This is a genomic window from Paraburkholderia madseniana, from assembly GCF_009690905.1.
Taxonomy (GTDB): Bacteria; Pseudomonadota; Gammaproteobacteria; order Burkholderiales; family Burkholderiaceae; genus Paraburkholderia; species Paraburkholderia madseniana.
Genome location: NZ_VOSW01000105.1, coordinates 1 through 15,521 on the forward strand (window position 1 = coordinate 1; position 15,521 = coordinate 15,521).

A 15,521-nucleotide genomic window follows, 5' to 3' on the forward strand; every position below is an offset into this window, starting at 1 on the left:
CCGCCGTCCGCGGCCCCCCACCGCGCCGCCCCTCCGGGGGTTGTAGCGGCGGCGCTTTCCACCCCGATACCGCCGCCGCCGGCGGGTTTGTGGTGACGATTCCGTTTCCCGCCTAGTTTCTGGCCTAGACCTGAGCGGCCTGGCCAGGGACGACGATCGCACCGTGCGGTCCGCCGCCACCAGGTCCACCCCCGCCCGGGCCTCCGCCGCCCCAACCTGGAGGCGGCCCCCACCAGCATCCGCTCAAGGTTGCGCTCAGTGCGGCCAGCGCCGCGATTGCCAACAGCTTCTTCATGCTTTCTCCATCGATAGATCTACGGTGACGCAAAGTCGTTGCTCGAGTGGCGACGACACGCGTTATCCGCAACTTATCAACGAGCGAAAGATCATGTTTTACGAGAGCGTTACAAGATGGCGAGGTTTGGCCGCTTCTGCCGCGCAAAGGCTGCGGTGCCCATCGCCGCGCGGCGCAGGTAGCACGGCCTTTACGGCGTGGCGCGACGCAAGCTGTCGCGCTCACGCTTTGTTTGTATATGGAAGAGGATGTAAGGAGATTGGCGGTATCGGTCTTGCTCTTGCACGTATCAGGGTGAGGTTTGGCGTGCTCGCTGCATCACCGAAAGCGACCACGACGAGGACTCCCTGGAAATCCTCACCTTATTTAAGGTGCGCGCTCAGCGAGGCGATTTCTCACCTCCTGGAATCGCTCACCTTTGGCGAGCGACCTCCTGGAACTCCTCACCTTGGCGTGGCTTTACTTGCTTCCACGGTGCAGTTCGGCTCACGAGACAACTCACCTCTCGCTGATACGGCGACACCTCCTGGAACCGCTCACCTTTCGCCGACGTGATGTCATGCTCCCTGGAACCGCTCACCTTTCGTCGAGGTAGTGCGTCTCCTGGAATTCCTCACCTTTAGCGGTGTTGACGATATTTCCTGGCGATCCTCACCTTTGATCACGATGACGCCATCTCCTGGAATTCCTCACCATCCTGGAATTGCTCACCTTTGCGGACTAGAACTTCACCTTCACCTGAAACCCGATCGTGAACGGAAGTTTGTCCGAGGGGATCGGCGGAATCACAATAAAGTTAGCCCCGACGCGCTTGTAGTCGACCATCACGATCGGCGCGACCACTGGCCCGATCGTGTGGTTGCGGCCGAGGCCCCAGTTGCCGTAGTTATAGCCCGAGATGATCCCGCCGATCGCAGCAATCCGCACGATGCCCCAGTGCGCGAACTCGGGCGCCCAGACACCGCCGCCATAATAAGAAGGGCGCCGCAGCGAGTTGCGAAAACCGCCGGCAGTCAGCGCCCATTGATTGTTGAGCCAACATTCGACGCCAAGGCCCGGATTGAACTCCTCGAAATGAGTGTTGGGGTCGGGATTGATGTGATACGAGCCAAGCATGGCGTCGACCCATACGCCGCCCTCGCACCAATTGCCCGCATGCGCAGCGGACGCTGCGGCCAGGCTCGCGACGAGCGCTACGGCCGCGTGTCGAATCTGCTTTTTTGTCTGACGAAAATGCATGTATTCTCCGCCACCGATCGAACGCCGGTGTGATCTATGTTCTAGGTATTCTTGCTTGTCGTCCGTCGCGCACTGTACCTCAACCCGCACGGGCGATGTGGAGGACACGCTCGGACGCGCGGGCACGGGACGTGCCCCACGGCGCAGACGCAACGATAACGGAGAACCGATGGCAGAGCGGTGAACACCCGGCAGGTGTCCACTTTTCAATTGCTGGAAGAGCTCTAGAGGCCGAGGTCGGACAGGCCCGGATGGTCGTCAGGACGGCGGCCGAGCGGCCAATGATAAAGACGGTCGGCCTCGCGGATCGGCAGATCATTGATGCTGGCATGACGACGCGCCATCAGCCCGTGCTCATCGAACTCCCAATTCTCGTTGCCGTAAGAACGGAACCAGTTGTTCGAGTCGTCGTGCCACTCATAGGCAAAGCGCACGGCGATGCGGTTATCCGTGAATGCCCAGAGTTCCTTGATCAGCCGGTAGTCGAGTTCCTTTGCCCATTTGCGACGCAACAGGCCGACGATCTCCGCGCGGCCATGCGTGAACTCGGCACGGTTGCGCCAGACGCTATCCGGTGTGTACGCGAGCGACACGCGTTCAGGGTCGCGGGTATTCCAGCCGTCTTCCGCGGCGCGCACCTTCTGGATCGCGGTCTCGCGTGTGAAGGGGGGTAGCGGCGGGCGGGTTTCAATCGGGTCGGCCATGGTGTGTGTTTCCTCAGTCAGGTTTCTGTGCGCCGGGATGGCGGTCGTTTGCTTCGGGCTTCACTCGGGGACCTGCTCGCGGATTTACCTGCGAGTGGGTTCGATTCGCTTGCGGACTCGGTATTGAGCAAGGCTTCAGCGGCGGCTCGCGCGTCGAGCGCGGCATCGGCCTCGCCGCTCACCAGCGCCACGGCGATGGCGCCGTCGAGCAGGATCAGCCATTGGCGCGACAGGCGCGCGGCGCGGCGCGCGTCCATGCCCGATTCGGCCGCGTAGTCATCGCACTGGCTTCTCACGAACACGAGCAGGCGTTCCTTGTGTTCACGCGCGACGATCCGGATCGGGTCCTCCGCGGAGGCGATTTCACCGGCCGCGTTCAGAAACGCGCAACCGTGAAAGTCCTCCGACGCAAACCATTCGCGCAGCACATCGAACATGCCGAGCAGGTGCGTGCGCGCAGTCTTGCCGTGCTGCAACGTGCCCGCGATAAACCAGTTCATCCAGCGTTCGTCGCGCCGCTCCAGCGCGGCGGCGACAAGCGCGTCTTTCGATTCGAAGTGCGTGTAAAAGCTTTTACGCGCAGTACCGGATTGCTTGACGATTGCATCTACGCCGGTGGCATGAATGCCGCCGGCGTAGATCAACGCCTCCGCGGCATCGAGCAGCCTTTCACGCGCGCTGCTGCCGGACGCAGCCAATTCAGTTGGGTTTTGAGTAGCCATGTGCGAAGGGTAGAACGATCATTCTCCTTCGTCAAGTTTTTGTGCGCTTCGGCGGATTGCTACGCTTACTGCTATCGTGGAGATGGTCGATCAACAGGAACGAATTTCATGAGCCTCTCTATTGTCCGCGTCACATTTGTGCGCGCGTTGCTCAGCGCAGCGCTGCTGACTTCGGTAGGTTGCGTGCCCGTTCGAGTACTCACCCATACGGTCAGCCAGAACGAAGCACGCGTGCCGGCCGGTCGCTACGATCTCGATCGGGACCATTGCAGCATCACCTTCGACATCGATCACTTCAAGTACTCGCGCTTTACGATGCGCTTCGATCGCAAGCAGGGACAACTCGACTGGAACGAAGGCGGGATGGACAAGAGTACCGTGGCGATCACGATCGACGCCGCGAGCATCGATACGAATGTGCCGCTACTCGACAAGATGGTGAAAAGCGACAGCATGCTCGACGTCGCACGCTATCCGGAGGTGCGCTTCACCAGCACGCACTTTGAGCGCACCGGCGAATCGCGCGGCACGTTGACCGGCGATCTGACGATTCACGGCGTGACGCAACCTGTGACGCTCGATGTGACCTTCAATGGCTTCGCGCCCGATCCGCTCACGAAGAAAGACACGCTCGGCTTTTCCGCGGAGGGTCATTTCAGCCGCGCGAAGTTCGGTTTGTCGACGTGGTATCCGGCTGTCGGCGACGATATTCATGTGCGTATTCAGGCTGAGTTCGAAAAAACGCCCGCAGGCGCGTGAGCGCGGTGCGGGCGTTTTGTTTCAGCAGTTGCGCTTGAATGCGCGGCTCGTTCAACTCACGCAGTGGTCCAGTCGAGAATCACCTTGCCGCTCTCGCCTGAGAGCATCGTGGCGAACGCTTCCTGATAATCGTCGACCTTGAAGTGGTGAGTGAGGATTGGCGACAGGTCCAAACCACTCTGCAGCATCGCGACCATCTTGTACCAGGTCTCGAACATCTCGCGGCCGTAAATGCCCTTGATCTCGAGGCCTTTGAAGATCACCTGGGTCCAGTCGATCGCGGTCTGCGCAGGTGGAATACCGAGCAGCGCAATCTTGCCGCCGTGGTTCATCGCTTCGAGCATGCTGGTGAAAGCGCTCGGTACACCTGACATTTCCAACCCGACATCGAAACCTTCGGCCATGTGCAGATCGGCCATCACGTCGCGCAACGATTCACGCGAGACGTTCACCGCACGCGTTGCACCCATCTTGCGCGCGAGTTCGAGGCGATAGTCGTTGACGTCGGTGATCACCACATTGCGTGCGCCAACATGTTTCGCAATCGCCACCGCCATGATGCCAATTGGCCCGGCGCCGGTGATCAGCACGTCTTCGCCGACCAGGTTGAACGAGAGCGCCGTGTGCGTGGCGTTGCCGAACGGATCGAAGATCGCGGCGAGATCGTCGGAGATTTCAGGCGGGATCTTGAACGCGTTGAACGCGGGAATCACGAGGTATTCGGCGAATGCGCCTTCGCGATTCACGCCAACGCCTACCGTATTGCGGCACAAATGCCGGCGTCCTGCACGACAGTTGCGACAGAAGCCGCAGGTGATATGGCCTTCGCCCGACACGCGATCGCCGATCGCAAAGCCGCGCACTTCCTGACCCATTTCCACAATTTCACCGACGTATTCGTGGCCGACATGCATCGGTACCGGAATCGTCTTCTGCGCCCAGTCGTCCCATTTCCAGATGTGGATATCGGTACCGCAGATCGCGGTGCGCGTGATGCGGATCATCACGTCGTTGTGACCGACTTCGGGCTTCTTCACATCCGTCAGCGTGAGGCCCGGTGCGCGTTCGAGTTTTGCCAATGCTTTCATGTGCGCCTCCGCTTCAGATGACACCGAGTTGACGGCCGACGCGCGCAAATGCGTCGACAGCTCGATCAATTTGTTCCGGCGTGTGTGCGGCGCTCATTTGCGTGCGAATTCGCGCGCGGCCTTTGGGCACCACGGGGAACGAGAAGCCGATCACGTACACGCCTTCCTTCAACAACGCGTCGGCCATGTTCGATGCAAGTTGCGCGTCGCCGAGCATGACCGGAATGATCGGGTGTTCGCCGGGCACGAGCGTGAAGCCGAGCGCGCTCATCGCGCGGCGGAAATGCGCGCCGTTTTCGCGCACGCGCGCACGCAGTTGCGCGCCTTCGTCGCTGGCGAGCAATTCAAGTACTTTCAGCGAGGCGGCGGCGATGCTCGGTGTCAGCGTGTTCGAGAACAGATAGGGACGTGAGCGTTGACGCAGCAGATCGATGACTTCCTGGCGCGCTGCAACGTAGCCGCCCGATGCGCCGCCTAGTGCTTTACCTAGCGTGCCGGTAATGATGTCGACGCGCGACAGCACACCGCAATGTTCCGGCGTGCCGCGCCCATGTTCGCCGACGAAACCGACCGCGTGCGAATCGTCGACCATCACGAGTGCGCCGTAGCGGTCGGCGAGATCGCAAATGCCTGCGAGGTCGGCGATGATGCCGTCCATCGAGAAGACGCCGTCGGTGGCGATCAGCTTGAAGCGTGCGCCGGCGGCATCCGCTTCTTGCAGCCTGGCTTCGAGATCCACGAGGTCATTGTTCTTGTAACGAAAGCGCTTCGCCTTCGAAAGCCGCACACCATCGATGATGCTCGCGTGGTTGAGTTCATCACTGATGATGGCGTCGTTGTCGTCGAGCAGGGTTTCGAACAGACCGCCGTTCGCATCGAAACAACTGGAGTAGAGGATGCAGTCGTCGGTTTGCAGAAATGCGGCCAGGGCCTTTTCGAGGTCTTTGTGCACGGTTTGCGTGCCGCAAATGAAGCGCACCGACGCCATGCCGAAGCCGTCGTTATCCAGGCCAAGCTTGGCGGCCTCGATCAGCCGTTCGTCGTTAGCCAGACCAAGATAGTTATTCGCGCAGAAATTCAGCACTTCCGTGCCGTTCGCAAGACGCACGTCAGCCGACTGGGGGCTGGCGATCACGCGCTCGTTCTTGTAAAAACCGTCAGCGCGGATCTGCTCGAGTGTGCCGCGCAGATGGGCGAGGTAAAGGTCACGCATGAACCAGACTCCTGAAAGGGTGGTGCGCCCACGCGCGACATGCTCGGCACTTGCGGCATGTTCGGCGTCGAGGCGGGCTGTTATAGTCGGCTGTCAGTTTTATCGGATATTTTCGTTTTTCCGAACTAAAATCCGGTATGTCGAACAACTCTAAACGATAGGTCAGTAAATGGCAAGTTCGGGAATCCGCCGCGCAGCAGCCAACGCGGCACCCAGTTCAGGCGCGAGTCCGGTCCCGGCGATCGCGGCGCCGCCTCGCGTCGGCGAGCAGATTCAGCGTCTGCGCGCCGAACGGCGAATGACGCTCGACGACCTGTCGCGCGCGGCCGGCGTGTCGAAATCGATGCTCTCGGAAATCGAACGCGACAAGGCCAATCCGACGATCGCGGTCGCGTGGCGTCTGACGAACGCCCTCGGCGTCAGCCTCGATTCGCTGTTCGCGCCGCAGAAGGCGCCGGAGGCGATTGCCGTCTCGGGTCCGCACGACATCCCGACTTTGAGCGGGCACGAAGCCAAGTATCAGTTGCGTGTCTGGGGCCCGATCGAATTGGCCGGCAAGTTCGAGTGGTACGAACTGACGTTGCAGCCAGGTGGGGCGCTGGTGTCGAACGCGCACGAACCCGGCACGCGTGAGCATTTGACGGTGCTGCAGGGATCGATCGAGATCGAGGCGGCGGGCGCGACGAAGCGGCTCAAGGCCGCGGACACCGCGCGCTATGTCGCTGACGAGCCGCACGCGATCCGCAACGCCGGGAAGGGCGAGGCGAAAGCGCTGCTGGTGGTGATTCACGGCTGAGGGGCAGACGCACCGTTGTAGGTTGATGTCTGAATTGGACTGAATTGTCCGCTCGGCCGAGGTTGCGCGAGACACTGTATATTTGTACAGTACAGGGTGTCGACTGGAGCCGATAATGAACGACCTGACCACCGAACAAGCCGAGCATGCTCTGGCCGCGCTGCGCTATCAAACCGCGGCGCGCGATCTTGAACATATCGTGCGCAACATCGCCGCGCGCTACATCGTCCAGCAGGTGCCGCTCTCATGGCGCCTGCTTCATGCAATCGAAGCCGAAGCGTTGGCAGACCTCGGGTTTGCCAGTCGGCACGACGCGATCATGCTCGGCCTGTTCCAACGGCCGTCCGAGTTGCCTTATCCGGAAACGGACGAAGCGGTGGACTTCGGCACATCCACCGCATTGCCGGCAGTGTTCGCGTTTGCCGTCTCGGCCTATGAAGAGGCGGCACGCCGCGCCGCACAACCTGCATCTAAAGACGCGCCGCTAAAGCACGCACGGGCGTGGGGCGACTGACTCAGGCGCGGTACTTTCATCGGTTGCCACCTACAATATGCGCAACTAACGGAAGGATAGCGTATGCCACCTCCCAATCTGTCCGACCCGGTTCCACGCCCTGCACCGTCAACTGATCTCTTCGATCAGGAACGGGAAGACTGGCGCCGCGATCCGCAAATCGCGTTCGACGCGTGGCTTGCCAAGCAACATTTCAGGCACTCTTCTGCTGAAGTCTATCAAGCGCAGTGGGGGCTTTTCCTCGACTGGCTGGCGGTTCGCCAAAAGAGTCTGGTCACGGTCGATACGCAAACCATCGCCGAATTCGTGGGCGGCCTTGAGATCCGAAAACCGCAACGTGTCAGGTATTTGCGGCTCATTGAACGGGTACTGGACCACGTACGCGAAATTGAATCCGCGTCGACCAATCCTGCGCGCTTCATTGCTCAGGATGGCGAAGCAGCATGGCGGAATGCACGCGATAACGAGCCGACCGGGTTTCTCAATCATGCAGAACGCGCGGCGCTCATTGCACATCTGTTTTCGCCCTTGCCGGCCTTGTCAGCCGCGCAGCGCTGGAGAGAGCGACGTGACCGTGCATTGATCGCTGTGTTTCTCGGCGGCGGCGTCAAGACCGGCGAGGCGGCAGCACTTACGGTTAGTTGCGTGAACGTCGGCTCACCGTGGGTCACGATCGAGTCCGCGAATCCGATGCTGACGCGCCGTACCCGACTCGCGCCCTTCGCGGCCGCCGTTCTCGATGCATGGCTTGCGGAACGGCGCCTTTCCGAACTGGCCGGCAATCTGGTCTTTCCCGCTTCGCCTTCGGGACGCCCAATGCACAAGGCGACCATGCTGCGCGGCGTCGATGCGTTGATCGACGCCGCAGGCATCGCCGCGTCGCGAGCCTCACGCGCCAGTCCGCAAACTTTGCGCAACACCTTCGCCGCAGATCTGTTCGAGAGCGGGGTTGAGGCGGAACAGGTCGGGCAGTGGCTGGGATTTGTCCAGGCCGTGTCTGCCAACCGTTTGTATCGGGCATGGCAAAGATGGATGGATCAGCAGGATTTGCCAATCGTCGATGAACCGGATCCAGCCGCCCCGCCATTACCCACGCCTAGGCGCGACGGGCGTTTGACGAGAAAAGGGTGAGTAGACAGGCCCTGAAAATACTCACCCTTCAGGTCCCGAATTTCCTCACCTTTAGCGATTTATCCGTTATGACACCCGCGCCGGGCGGTCATGTCGACGCTGCAATCGATCCGCTCGACAAAAACCGGCTAACCGCCTCCAGCCTTGATTCGCCGGGTCCTGACGAGTGATCGCATTCCGGACACTGCAGCTCGAAGCGGTGATCCACTTGCGACAGCTCCGGCTCACCTTCCTCACATTTTGGGCAGCGCAGCGGCAGCGTGACATGGCCGTCCACCGCGGTACCGATCATCGCCAGCTCGTCGGTCGTGAGCCTGCCCGCTTCGACCAGCGAACACAACAGGTTCGCGACGGCGGGATCGATGTCCTGCTGGCCGCGCAGCGCCGCAACTTCTTTTGCCAAAACATCCACTTCGTCCGACTGCTCGCGTAGTTGCGCGTCGAGCCGGTCGCCGCGGGCCTTGGCTGAAGCGAGTTGCTGAATAAACTCGAATTCCTTGCGACTGGCGTCGCGCACCCCCGATTGGTAGGTGGCCGCCATACTGCGCAAGGAATCGAGTTCGACCAGCATTGGCTTCACACGGCGCTCAGCTTCGGCGACGGCGTCCTTGATCTGTTGCGCATAGTGCTCGGTGCTTTGGCGCAATTCGACGTGCAGCGCATCGATCCGGTCGCGGAGCGCCGCGTTAGTCGCCTGTTCGGTATCGAGGCGTTGGCGCAGCGTTTCGTTTTCGCCGTCGAGTCGACGGACCGTGGCCTGCAAGCCTTCCTGGTGAGCGGTCCCATGTGTGGTCGCGCTGGATAGCTCAGTCTCGAGTGCGCGAACACGTTCCCACGCGGCTTCAGCTCTGAGTTCGCTGCGCTTGATCGCATCTTCCGACACGTCGCGGCGAATTTCCGCTTCTCGTGCGCGTTGGTCGGCGACGGTGACTTGGGCTCGAATTTCCTCGCGTTCGCTGTCGAGGGTCGAGCGGGCATGCACGACGGCTTCTTCGAAAAGGGCGCCCAACAATTCACCGGCGCGATCTTCCAGTGCCTTCGGGATAGCGCCGGCGCCGACTTTTACGCGCGACACCGTTCGAATGCGCTCCCAGAAATGGTCGATGTCCTTCGGGATGTCGCTCGCGCTGCCTGTTTGAGTCAGGTCGCGAACGGCTGCCATGGACGGGCGAATGCCCAAATCAAAGAAAAGTCGCTTGCAAGCATGCAGTGACAGTTCTTGCCGCCGTGCCCCGCTAGCCCTTAACGATTCAAGCTCGTCACGGATGGCTTGTCGTTCCTGGTCCAGATTCATGTATACCTCGATGTCGCTCGAATCGGATGAATCATAACAATTTACGTATTGTTTGCTACGTATTTGTTTGGGGCGAGTGCTATTTCGCCAATTGGCGTGTTTTGAGGTTACTTATGGCTCTCGAGATCGGAGCAAGCCGAATTTTCCCGTGAAACAAAACGAAGACTAGCCAATAAGCTCTTGTAAATAAAGAGGTTTCAGCGGTTTTTTTCTGATCGCTCACTGTTTCACGAGGGCGTCATGGGAGCTGTGGGGTGGAGTGGTCTTGTCCGAAGGGCACACGGGGAACGTCTAGAGAGTAATAAAAGTAAACACCTTTGAACCCATGTTAAAAACGTTAACGCCATGGCAAACCCTTACCAGGCAGGCGTTCTAGCCCGGCAAGGTGAAGCTTTACGGGGGTGGTGGTGAGGTCTTGCGGGAGTGTTGAGTGATGAGGTTCGGGGGCCTCGGTGAGCGGGTCCGGGACAGAACGTGAGCGGGTTCAGGAGCTGCCCCAAAAGTGCGGTTTGGCTAAAGGTGAGATTTTGCGGGACCTGAGCGTCCGGGATCGCCCGGCAGCGCTCAAAAGTAGGTGCGGAGCGGGATGGGCCTGAAGGTGAGCGCTTTCGGGACCTCCGTGGAGCACAGATTTTGGTCTTATTTTGGCCTCGTAAACCCCATTGGTGAGTCAAGACAGGAGAAAACGCGAACCGAAGGTGAGACTTTCCGGGGCCGAGGCGTCATTTTTGCCTCAATTTTGTGCATTCGGGCGCTTAAGGTGAGTGTTTGCGGGAGCTGAACCGGATTTCGACCGAAATTCGGCTCGGTGCGTCGATGGGGTCGTCGATCAGCCCTTGCGGAAAGGTGAGCGAATTCGGGAGACGTGGATCGAGGCGATAGCCGACTCGTCAAAATGCCTGTTTTGGGCCTGAGGTGAGGTTTTTCGGGAGCCTTTTGGGACGTTTGTGTTCGCTAAGGTGAGGAAATACAGGACCAAAATCGCCACAACGGGCCGGAAAAGCCCTACGGACGCTGTCAGAGCCGTTCCAGTTTTGCGGCTATTGAAATCCTAAGGTGAGGTTTTTCGGGGCCCATTGGGCAGTGGCCGGAAACGTCAGATTTCACTGAAAAGCTGTTAAAGGTGAGGATATACGGGAGTGAGGACCCATCGCCCGGCGAATGGCTACCCAATAAGTCAATGAAATCATTGAATAATTTTTGTGCGCTGCGCAAAGGTGAGGTTTTTCGGGGGCGCTTTTCCAGGAGCTGCACAGGGCTGTTCCGGGCTCTTAGGTGAGGCTTTTCGGGACTATTTATCGGTGTTTTTTCAGTGCCCCAGGTCTGGAGGCCGCGTCGTTCCAAGCGCTCAGCTAGCGTTAAGGTGAGCTTTTTCGGGGGAGGTTGTCGCGACTCGGATCTCACTCTCGCATGAATGAGGTGTCGTGCTGCCTGGTTCGGCGGCCATTTACTCAATTGGACACGCGGCGATTGCCGTGTACGTCTGCGCGGCGAAGGCCACATGGCCTCAATCGACGCGTGTGCGTGCCGGCGAGCTTCGGCGTGGCGTCTGCTTAGGGAGGAGGCTCGGCGCGTTTGCCGGGTTTCTCCCCTCCCCTATCCGCTGAAATCGACAGAAGCGCGTCCGTGCCGACGATTGAGTGCGAGTGCGCTCCGCTCGCAACCTGCGTGCAGCCAAAATTCACGAAATTTTTTTGAGGTGAGAAGATTCGGGATCGAATGACTCCCGTTCGCGACAGGTCAGAAATAGGTCAGTTTTCGGGAGGCCGCGACCTATAAGGATGCCCTGAACCTGGCGCGAAACGGGTGAGGTGAGAGTTTTCGGGAGTGGCTCGAGGTGAGTTGTGCCTCGTAAACTCACTTCACCGGGAACGGTGAGACCCATGCTATAGACGTGTATCACCACAGCCGGTATGCTCTCGCCAAATCCCTCTCCGACCAGACGCATGGCCACGAAGCGCGCGAAGAAGACAGATGTAGTCAGCCCGAGCTCGGCCGAATTACGCAAGGCCGTCGAGGCGATCGCCATCCAGCCCAAGAGCGGCAAGATCACGCTCCTCACCCGCAAGCTGTTCAACGTTCTCCTTGCCGTCGCTCAGCAAGCTGACGAGTCCGGCGATACCTATCGGGCCTTGCTGTCCGACATCGTCGCCAATTCCGCATTCGATTCGAACGACACGGCGCTCGTGAAAGAGCACCTGCGGCGCATGGTGTCGGTGCAGGTCGAATGGAGTACCGGCACGTCCAGCCAGAAGCCGGGCCGGAAATGGGGTATTTCCACGCTGATTGCCGACGCGGAAATTCTCGAAGATCCCACCACTCGCCGCGTGTGGGTGGAGTTCTCGTTTGCGCCGAAGATCAAAAAGAAGCTGCTCGATCCGGTTCAGTATGCGCGGTTGAGTCTGCAGTTCCAGAGCCAGTTGCGCAGTAGCGCGGGGCTCGCACTTTACGAGATTTGCGTTCGCTACCTGACTAACCCGAGCCATCTGACGATGCGCGAAACATGGGAATGGTGGCGCCCTATTCTGTCCGGCACGCCAGACACCGAAGCGGGCGACGAAGCGAAGCGCGAGTACAAGTACTTCAAGCGCGATTACCTGCGCCCGGCCATCGCCGAGGTGAATGCGGTCACCAACATCTTTGTCGAATTGATCGAACACCGCGAAGGGCGACGGGTCGCCGAGATCCAGTTCCGCGTGACCGAGCGCAAGCAGCCCATGCTTGCACTCGACGAACACCCGAATGTGTTCGACAGCACGCTGGTCGACCGGATGGTGAAGATCGGCATTCCGCTGAAAGAAGCGCAAACACTGTACGCCGATAGCGAAGAAAACCGAATTCGCGCGGCGCTGCAGATGACCGAGCAACGCATGCGCAGCACGTCCTTGCCCGCTGTGCGTAGCGCGCCGGCTCTGTTCAAGGATGCGTTGAAGAAGGGCTATGCGCCGCCGGTCGAAGCGCTGCCGTCCGGTAGCGGAGGCAAGGCTGCGGTGGCCGCGCCGGCGGACGACCTGAAAGCGCGGCTGCTTGGCGAGTACTCGGCGGTTCGGCGCAAGGAAGCGCGCGAGCTTTACGACGAGCAAGGTGAGTCCGAACGGGAGATCGCGCGGAAGTCGTTTGAGGACGACGTGTTACCGGATCTCGGCACGCACATGCGTGACGACTGGCGTCGTCGTGGGCTGGACTCGAAGATCGTCGAAACCGCGTTCTTCGATTGGCTGGCTCGCAAAACCTGGGGTGAACCCACCGATGGCGACCTGCTCGCCTTCACGCTGAGCCAATCGCGCGCGGCGTAATCATCGAGATCACATCAAGAAAAACGGCGGCCACTTTCGTGTGCCGCCGTTTCTTTTCCTGCTGATACTTTCCCCTCTGTTACTTCAGCATCTTTTCAATCTGACGAAGTATGTCGTCACGCTTTTCACGTGTGAGACCCTTCAGGCGCAGTTCGATTCGATCGTCTCCATACGATTTCAGATCGCCGACCGAGACGCCGCCGAGCTTGATTTCCAGACGCTGCGCATAGCGCTGCCGACCGGCCGGCTTGGTGCTTTCCTGCGCGCTTGCCCTGCCCTTGACGATGTCCGCAACTTGTCGCGTGCTCAGGTCGTCCGAGAGGATTTTGTTGATCAGGCGCAGCGTAGCGTCCGCGCCGCGGGCAGTGTGATAGCGGCCCACCTGATACGCCATGTTCGAACCAAAGCGGTCAGGCCTTGCGACCATCTCATGCATCACCACCTCGGGTAGCTTCGCAATCGACAGGGCGACCGCGACGGTCGACTCGTCTAGTCCGAGATGTTCGGCGAGCTCCTTTTGGCTCTGGAAATGCCGATCGTCGAGAAAGCGTTTCCAGACGACGGCGTTGTCGAACACGGTCTGCGAATCGCGCTGGACGTTGAGGTCGTAGCCGAGCTTATAGCTTTGGATGCCGATCGGCAGATCGATGACGATCGCCTTCACCGATTCCTTGTTCGCTTCTTTAAGCGCCCGCACACGTCGGCCGCCGTCGCTGACGAAGTAGGTGCCGGGGTTGTCGTAATCGGGAATGACGTGAATCGCCTGCTGCTGGCCCTGCTTCGCCAGATTGACAGCAAGCTCGGCAATCGACGCCTTCAGATAGAAATGGCGCGGATTGAACGGGCTCGGTTTGATCGTCTTGAGCGCGAGCTCGATGACCTGACCCGGCCGGTAAGCGTGTTCGATTCGCCAGGCACGGTAGGCCGCCGACTCATTGGCGATATCCGCCGCTTCGGCTTCCGCGATGTCCTGGGACAGGAGCGGCTGGATGACGCGGTTCGGTACGTCGCCAGTCGGGGCGCCGTTCTTGACCAAACCGTCGATCGCGTTCAGGCGGTCGAGAGCGGTTCGCTTTTCGCTGCTAGTCGTATCAGGACGTGCTTGAAAGCCTTTGGCGAATTGGGAGGGTTTCATTCAGGGTCCTTTATGCGCATAAATTCAGGGGAGCAGGGCTGCGATCTCGTTGGCGCACGCCCGTACTTCGATGGCGGCGAGCTTGGCGCCGCGATCGTTCATCTGAAGCACTGTCTGCCCTAACGCCATTGCCTGCTTGTAGGCTTCGCGCGTCGGGATCTGGGTCTTGAGCAGTGGGAAACCGAGCTCTTCCAACGCACGCTTCAGTTCGCGCGTCAGCATCCGTTTCTCTTCGGTCTTATTCAGCAGAAAGACGGCGCGCAGATCCTCGTTCATGACCTGGGCCTGCTGCACGAGTTTCACCAGTCCGACGCTTGACCAATAGTCCGCGGGCGACGACGACGTTGGCATGATCGCGACGCTCGCCGCGAGCAACACGACGCCGGACACTTTCTCGGTGATGGAGGGCGGGCAGTCGACCACGATGATGTCGTAGTCAGCCACGAATTTCTTGATCTCGCGGTGGATCTGGCTGCCGGCTTCGGAGAGGTTGACGACCGGGAAGGGAATGCCGGTTTCGCCGTCTGATGATGCACTGGCCCAATGGACCAGTGTGTTTTGACCGTCTGCGTCTACGACGAGGACGCGTTTGCCTTTTTCATGGAACGCAGCCCCGAGGTGCATCGCGATTGTGCTCTTCCCGACCCCACCCTTCTGCTGAGTTACCGCGATGATTTCTGCTGCCAATCTTCACCTCCTCTTTTTAGACGCAAAAGGATTTTACCTGGATGAATTCGCATTTCAATCGTTTTTGTGTAAACGCGAGAAGAATTAGCCGTTTGGGATAGGTTTATGCGCATAAAGGGTGTGGCGTGACTGCGTGAAAGCGCTGCGGCTGTCACGCGCGTATCAACGGCAATAGGTTTGCGACGTCGGGAGATATCAGACGCTGTGGGGTATCGAATAGGGGAAGCGGCTACAGGATCCAATGCGATGTGAAGCTACGCCCTCGGGTATGGATCGTGGTGCATCAGTTGTCTCGGATTCGACGCTGTCCCGTTTGTCCAGGTTTGGCGTTGCCGGGTCGCATCGCTTTTGCATGGTCCAACTGTTGGTGGCATCGAGGCATACCTGGGCCACGTCTTGCCCCGCGAGCTGTCACCTGTAGACACCTCTTTATGCGCATAAACTCCTCGGGCATTACTCACGCATGGAGCGGCCGCTGCCGTTGGGATCTGACCGTGCGGATCGATGCATGATCCTGCGGCACGGCACGGCACGGCACGGCACGGCACGGCACGGCACGGCACGGCACGGCACGGCACGGCACGGCACGGCACGGCACGGCACGGCACGGCACGGCACGGCACGGCACGGCACGGCACGGCACGGCAC

Annotated in this window: 13 protein-coding genes and 2 pseudogenes; 5 read left to right on the plus strand and 10 right to left on the minus strand. The window is 60.0% G+C overall.

Annotated features, from left to right (window positions below):
* Positions 1 to 124 precede the first annotated feature (124 nt).
* The 4 genes from FSO04_RS46560 to FSO04_RS36955 all read right to left on the minus strand — a co-directional run bounded on the left by FSO04_RS46560 (position 125) and on the right by FSO04_RS36955 (position 2,960).
* Positions 125 to 295, minus strand: a complete 171-nt coding sequence (locus FSO04_RS46560) for a hypothetical protein (RefSeq protein ID WP_166618323.1) — start codon at positions 293 to 295, stop codon at positions 125 to 127.
* Positions 296 to 1,015: 720 nt separating this feature from the next.
* Positions 1,016 to 1,534 carry a hypothetical protein gene (locus FSO04_RS36945; RefSeq protein ID WP_154566432.1) on the minus strand — a complete coding sequence of 173 codons (519 nt, stop codon included), beginning with the start codon at positions 1,532 to 1,534 and terminating at the stop codon, positions 1,016 to 1,018.
* 224 nt (positions 1,535 to 1,758) lie between these two features.
* On the minus strand, positions 1,759 to 2,238 hold the full coding sequence (locus FSO04_RS36950) for a nuclear transport factor 2 family protein (RefSeq protein ID WP_154566433.1): 480 nt from the start codon (positions 2,236 to 2,238) through the stop codon (positions 1,759 to 1,761).
* 17 nt (positions 2,239 to 2,255) lie between these two features.
* On the minus strand, positions 2,256 to 2,960 hold the full coding sequence (locus tag FSO04_RS36955; RefSeq protein ID WP_154566434.1) for a TetR/AcrR family transcriptional regulator: 705 nt from the start codon (positions 2,958 to 2,960) through the stop codon (positions 2,256 to 2,258).
* 108 nt (positions 2,961 to 3,068) lie between these two features.
* On the opposite strand from FSO04_RS36955, the gene FSO04_RS36960 reads away from it, so the two are divergent.
* The gene (locus tag FSO04_RS36960; protein WP_154566435.1) at positions 3,069 to 3,719 is read left to right on the plus strand and encodes a YceI family protein; all 651 of its coding nucleotides are present in this window, start codon (positions 3,069 to 3,071) and stop codon (positions 3,717 to 3,719) included.
* Positions 3,720 to 3,775: 56 nt separating this feature from the next.
* On the opposite strand, the gene tdh is transcribed toward FSO04_RS36960, so the two are convergent.
* A complete protein-coding gene (gene tdh, locus FSO04_RS36965) occupies positions 3,776 to 4,807 on the minus strand; it encodes an L-threonine 3-dehydrogenase (protein WP_154566436.1) in 1,032 nt (343 codons plus the stop codon).
* Between the two features lie 13 nt (positions 4,808 to 4,820).
* The gene (locus tag FSO04_RS36970; RefSeq protein WP_154566437.1) at positions 4,821 to 6,020 is read right to left on the minus strand and encodes a glycine C-acetyltransferase; all 1,200 of its coding nucleotides are present in this window, start codon (positions 6,018 to 6,020) and stop codon (positions 4,821 to 4,823) included.
* 169 nt (positions 6,021 to 6,189) lie between these two features.
* Between FSO04_RS36970 and FSO04_RS36975 the strand changes: the two genes are divergently transcribed.
* From FSO04_RS36975 to FSO04_RS36985, 3 genes are all read left to right on the plus strand, one after another.
* Complete coding sequence (locus tag FSO04_RS36975; protein ID WP_154566438.1) at positions 6,190 to 6,816, plus strand: helix-turn-helix domain-containing protein; 627 nt, start codon at positions 6,190 to 6,192, stop codon at positions 6,814 to 6,816.
* A gap of 115 nt (positions 6,817 to 6,931) precedes the next feature.
* Positions 6,932 to 7,330 carry a DUF2471 family protein gene (locus FSO04_RS36980; protein ID WP_054034709.1) on the plus strand — a complete coding sequence of 133 codons (399 nt, stop codon included), beginning with the start codon at positions 6,932 to 6,934 and terminating at the stop codon, positions 7,328 to 7,330.
* 63 nt (positions 7,331 to 7,393) lie between these two features.
* Entirely contained in the window at positions 7,394 to 8,461 is a 1,068-nt protein-coding gene (locus FSO04_RS36985) for a tyrosine-type recombinase/integrase (RefSeq protein WP_154566439.1), read from the plus strand.
* A gap of 88 nt (positions 8,462 to 8,549) precedes the next feature.
* Here FSO04_RS36985 and FSO04_RS36990 read toward each other — a convergent pair whose 3' ends face one another.
* The gene (locus FSO04_RS36990) at positions 8,550 to 9,755 is read right to left on the minus strand and encodes a DNA-binding protein (protein WP_154566440.1); all 1,206 of its coding nucleotides are present in this window, start codon (positions 9,753 to 9,755) and stop codon (positions 8,550 to 8,552) included.
* Positions 9,756 to 11,701: 1,946 nt separating this feature from the next.
* On the opposite strand from FSO04_RS36990, the gene FSO04_RS36995 reads away from it, so the two are divergent.
* Positions 11,702 to 13,051, plus strand: coding sequence for a replication initiation protein (locus FSO04_RS36995; RefSeq protein ID WP_074289157.1), 1,350 nt, complete (start codon positions 11,702 to 11,704; stop codon positions 13,049 to 13,051).
* A gap of 79 nt (positions 13,052 to 13,130) precedes the next feature.
* Here FSO04_RS36995 and FSO04_RS37000 read toward each other — a convergent pair.
* From FSO04_RS37000 to parA, 3 genes and pseudogenes are all read right to left on the minus strand, one after another.
* Positions 13,131 to 14,000 (minus strand): annotated as a pseudogene (locus FSO04_RS37000) (ParB/RepB/Spo0J family partition protein); the annotation flags it as partial.
* A 74-nt stretch (positions 14,001 to 14,074) separates the two neighbouring features.
* Positions 14,075 to 14,186, minus strand: a pseudogene (locus FSO04_RS48870) (ParB/RepB/Spo0J family partition protein); the annotation flags it as partial.
* A 24-nt stretch (positions 14,187 to 14,210) separates the two neighbouring features.
* Entirely contained in the window at positions 14,211 to 14,873 is a 663-nt protein-coding gene (parA, locus tag FSO04_RS37005) for a ParA family partition ATPase (RefSeq protein ID WP_054034704.1), read from the minus strand.
* Between the last annotated feature and the right edge of the window lie 648 nt (positions 14,874 to 15,521).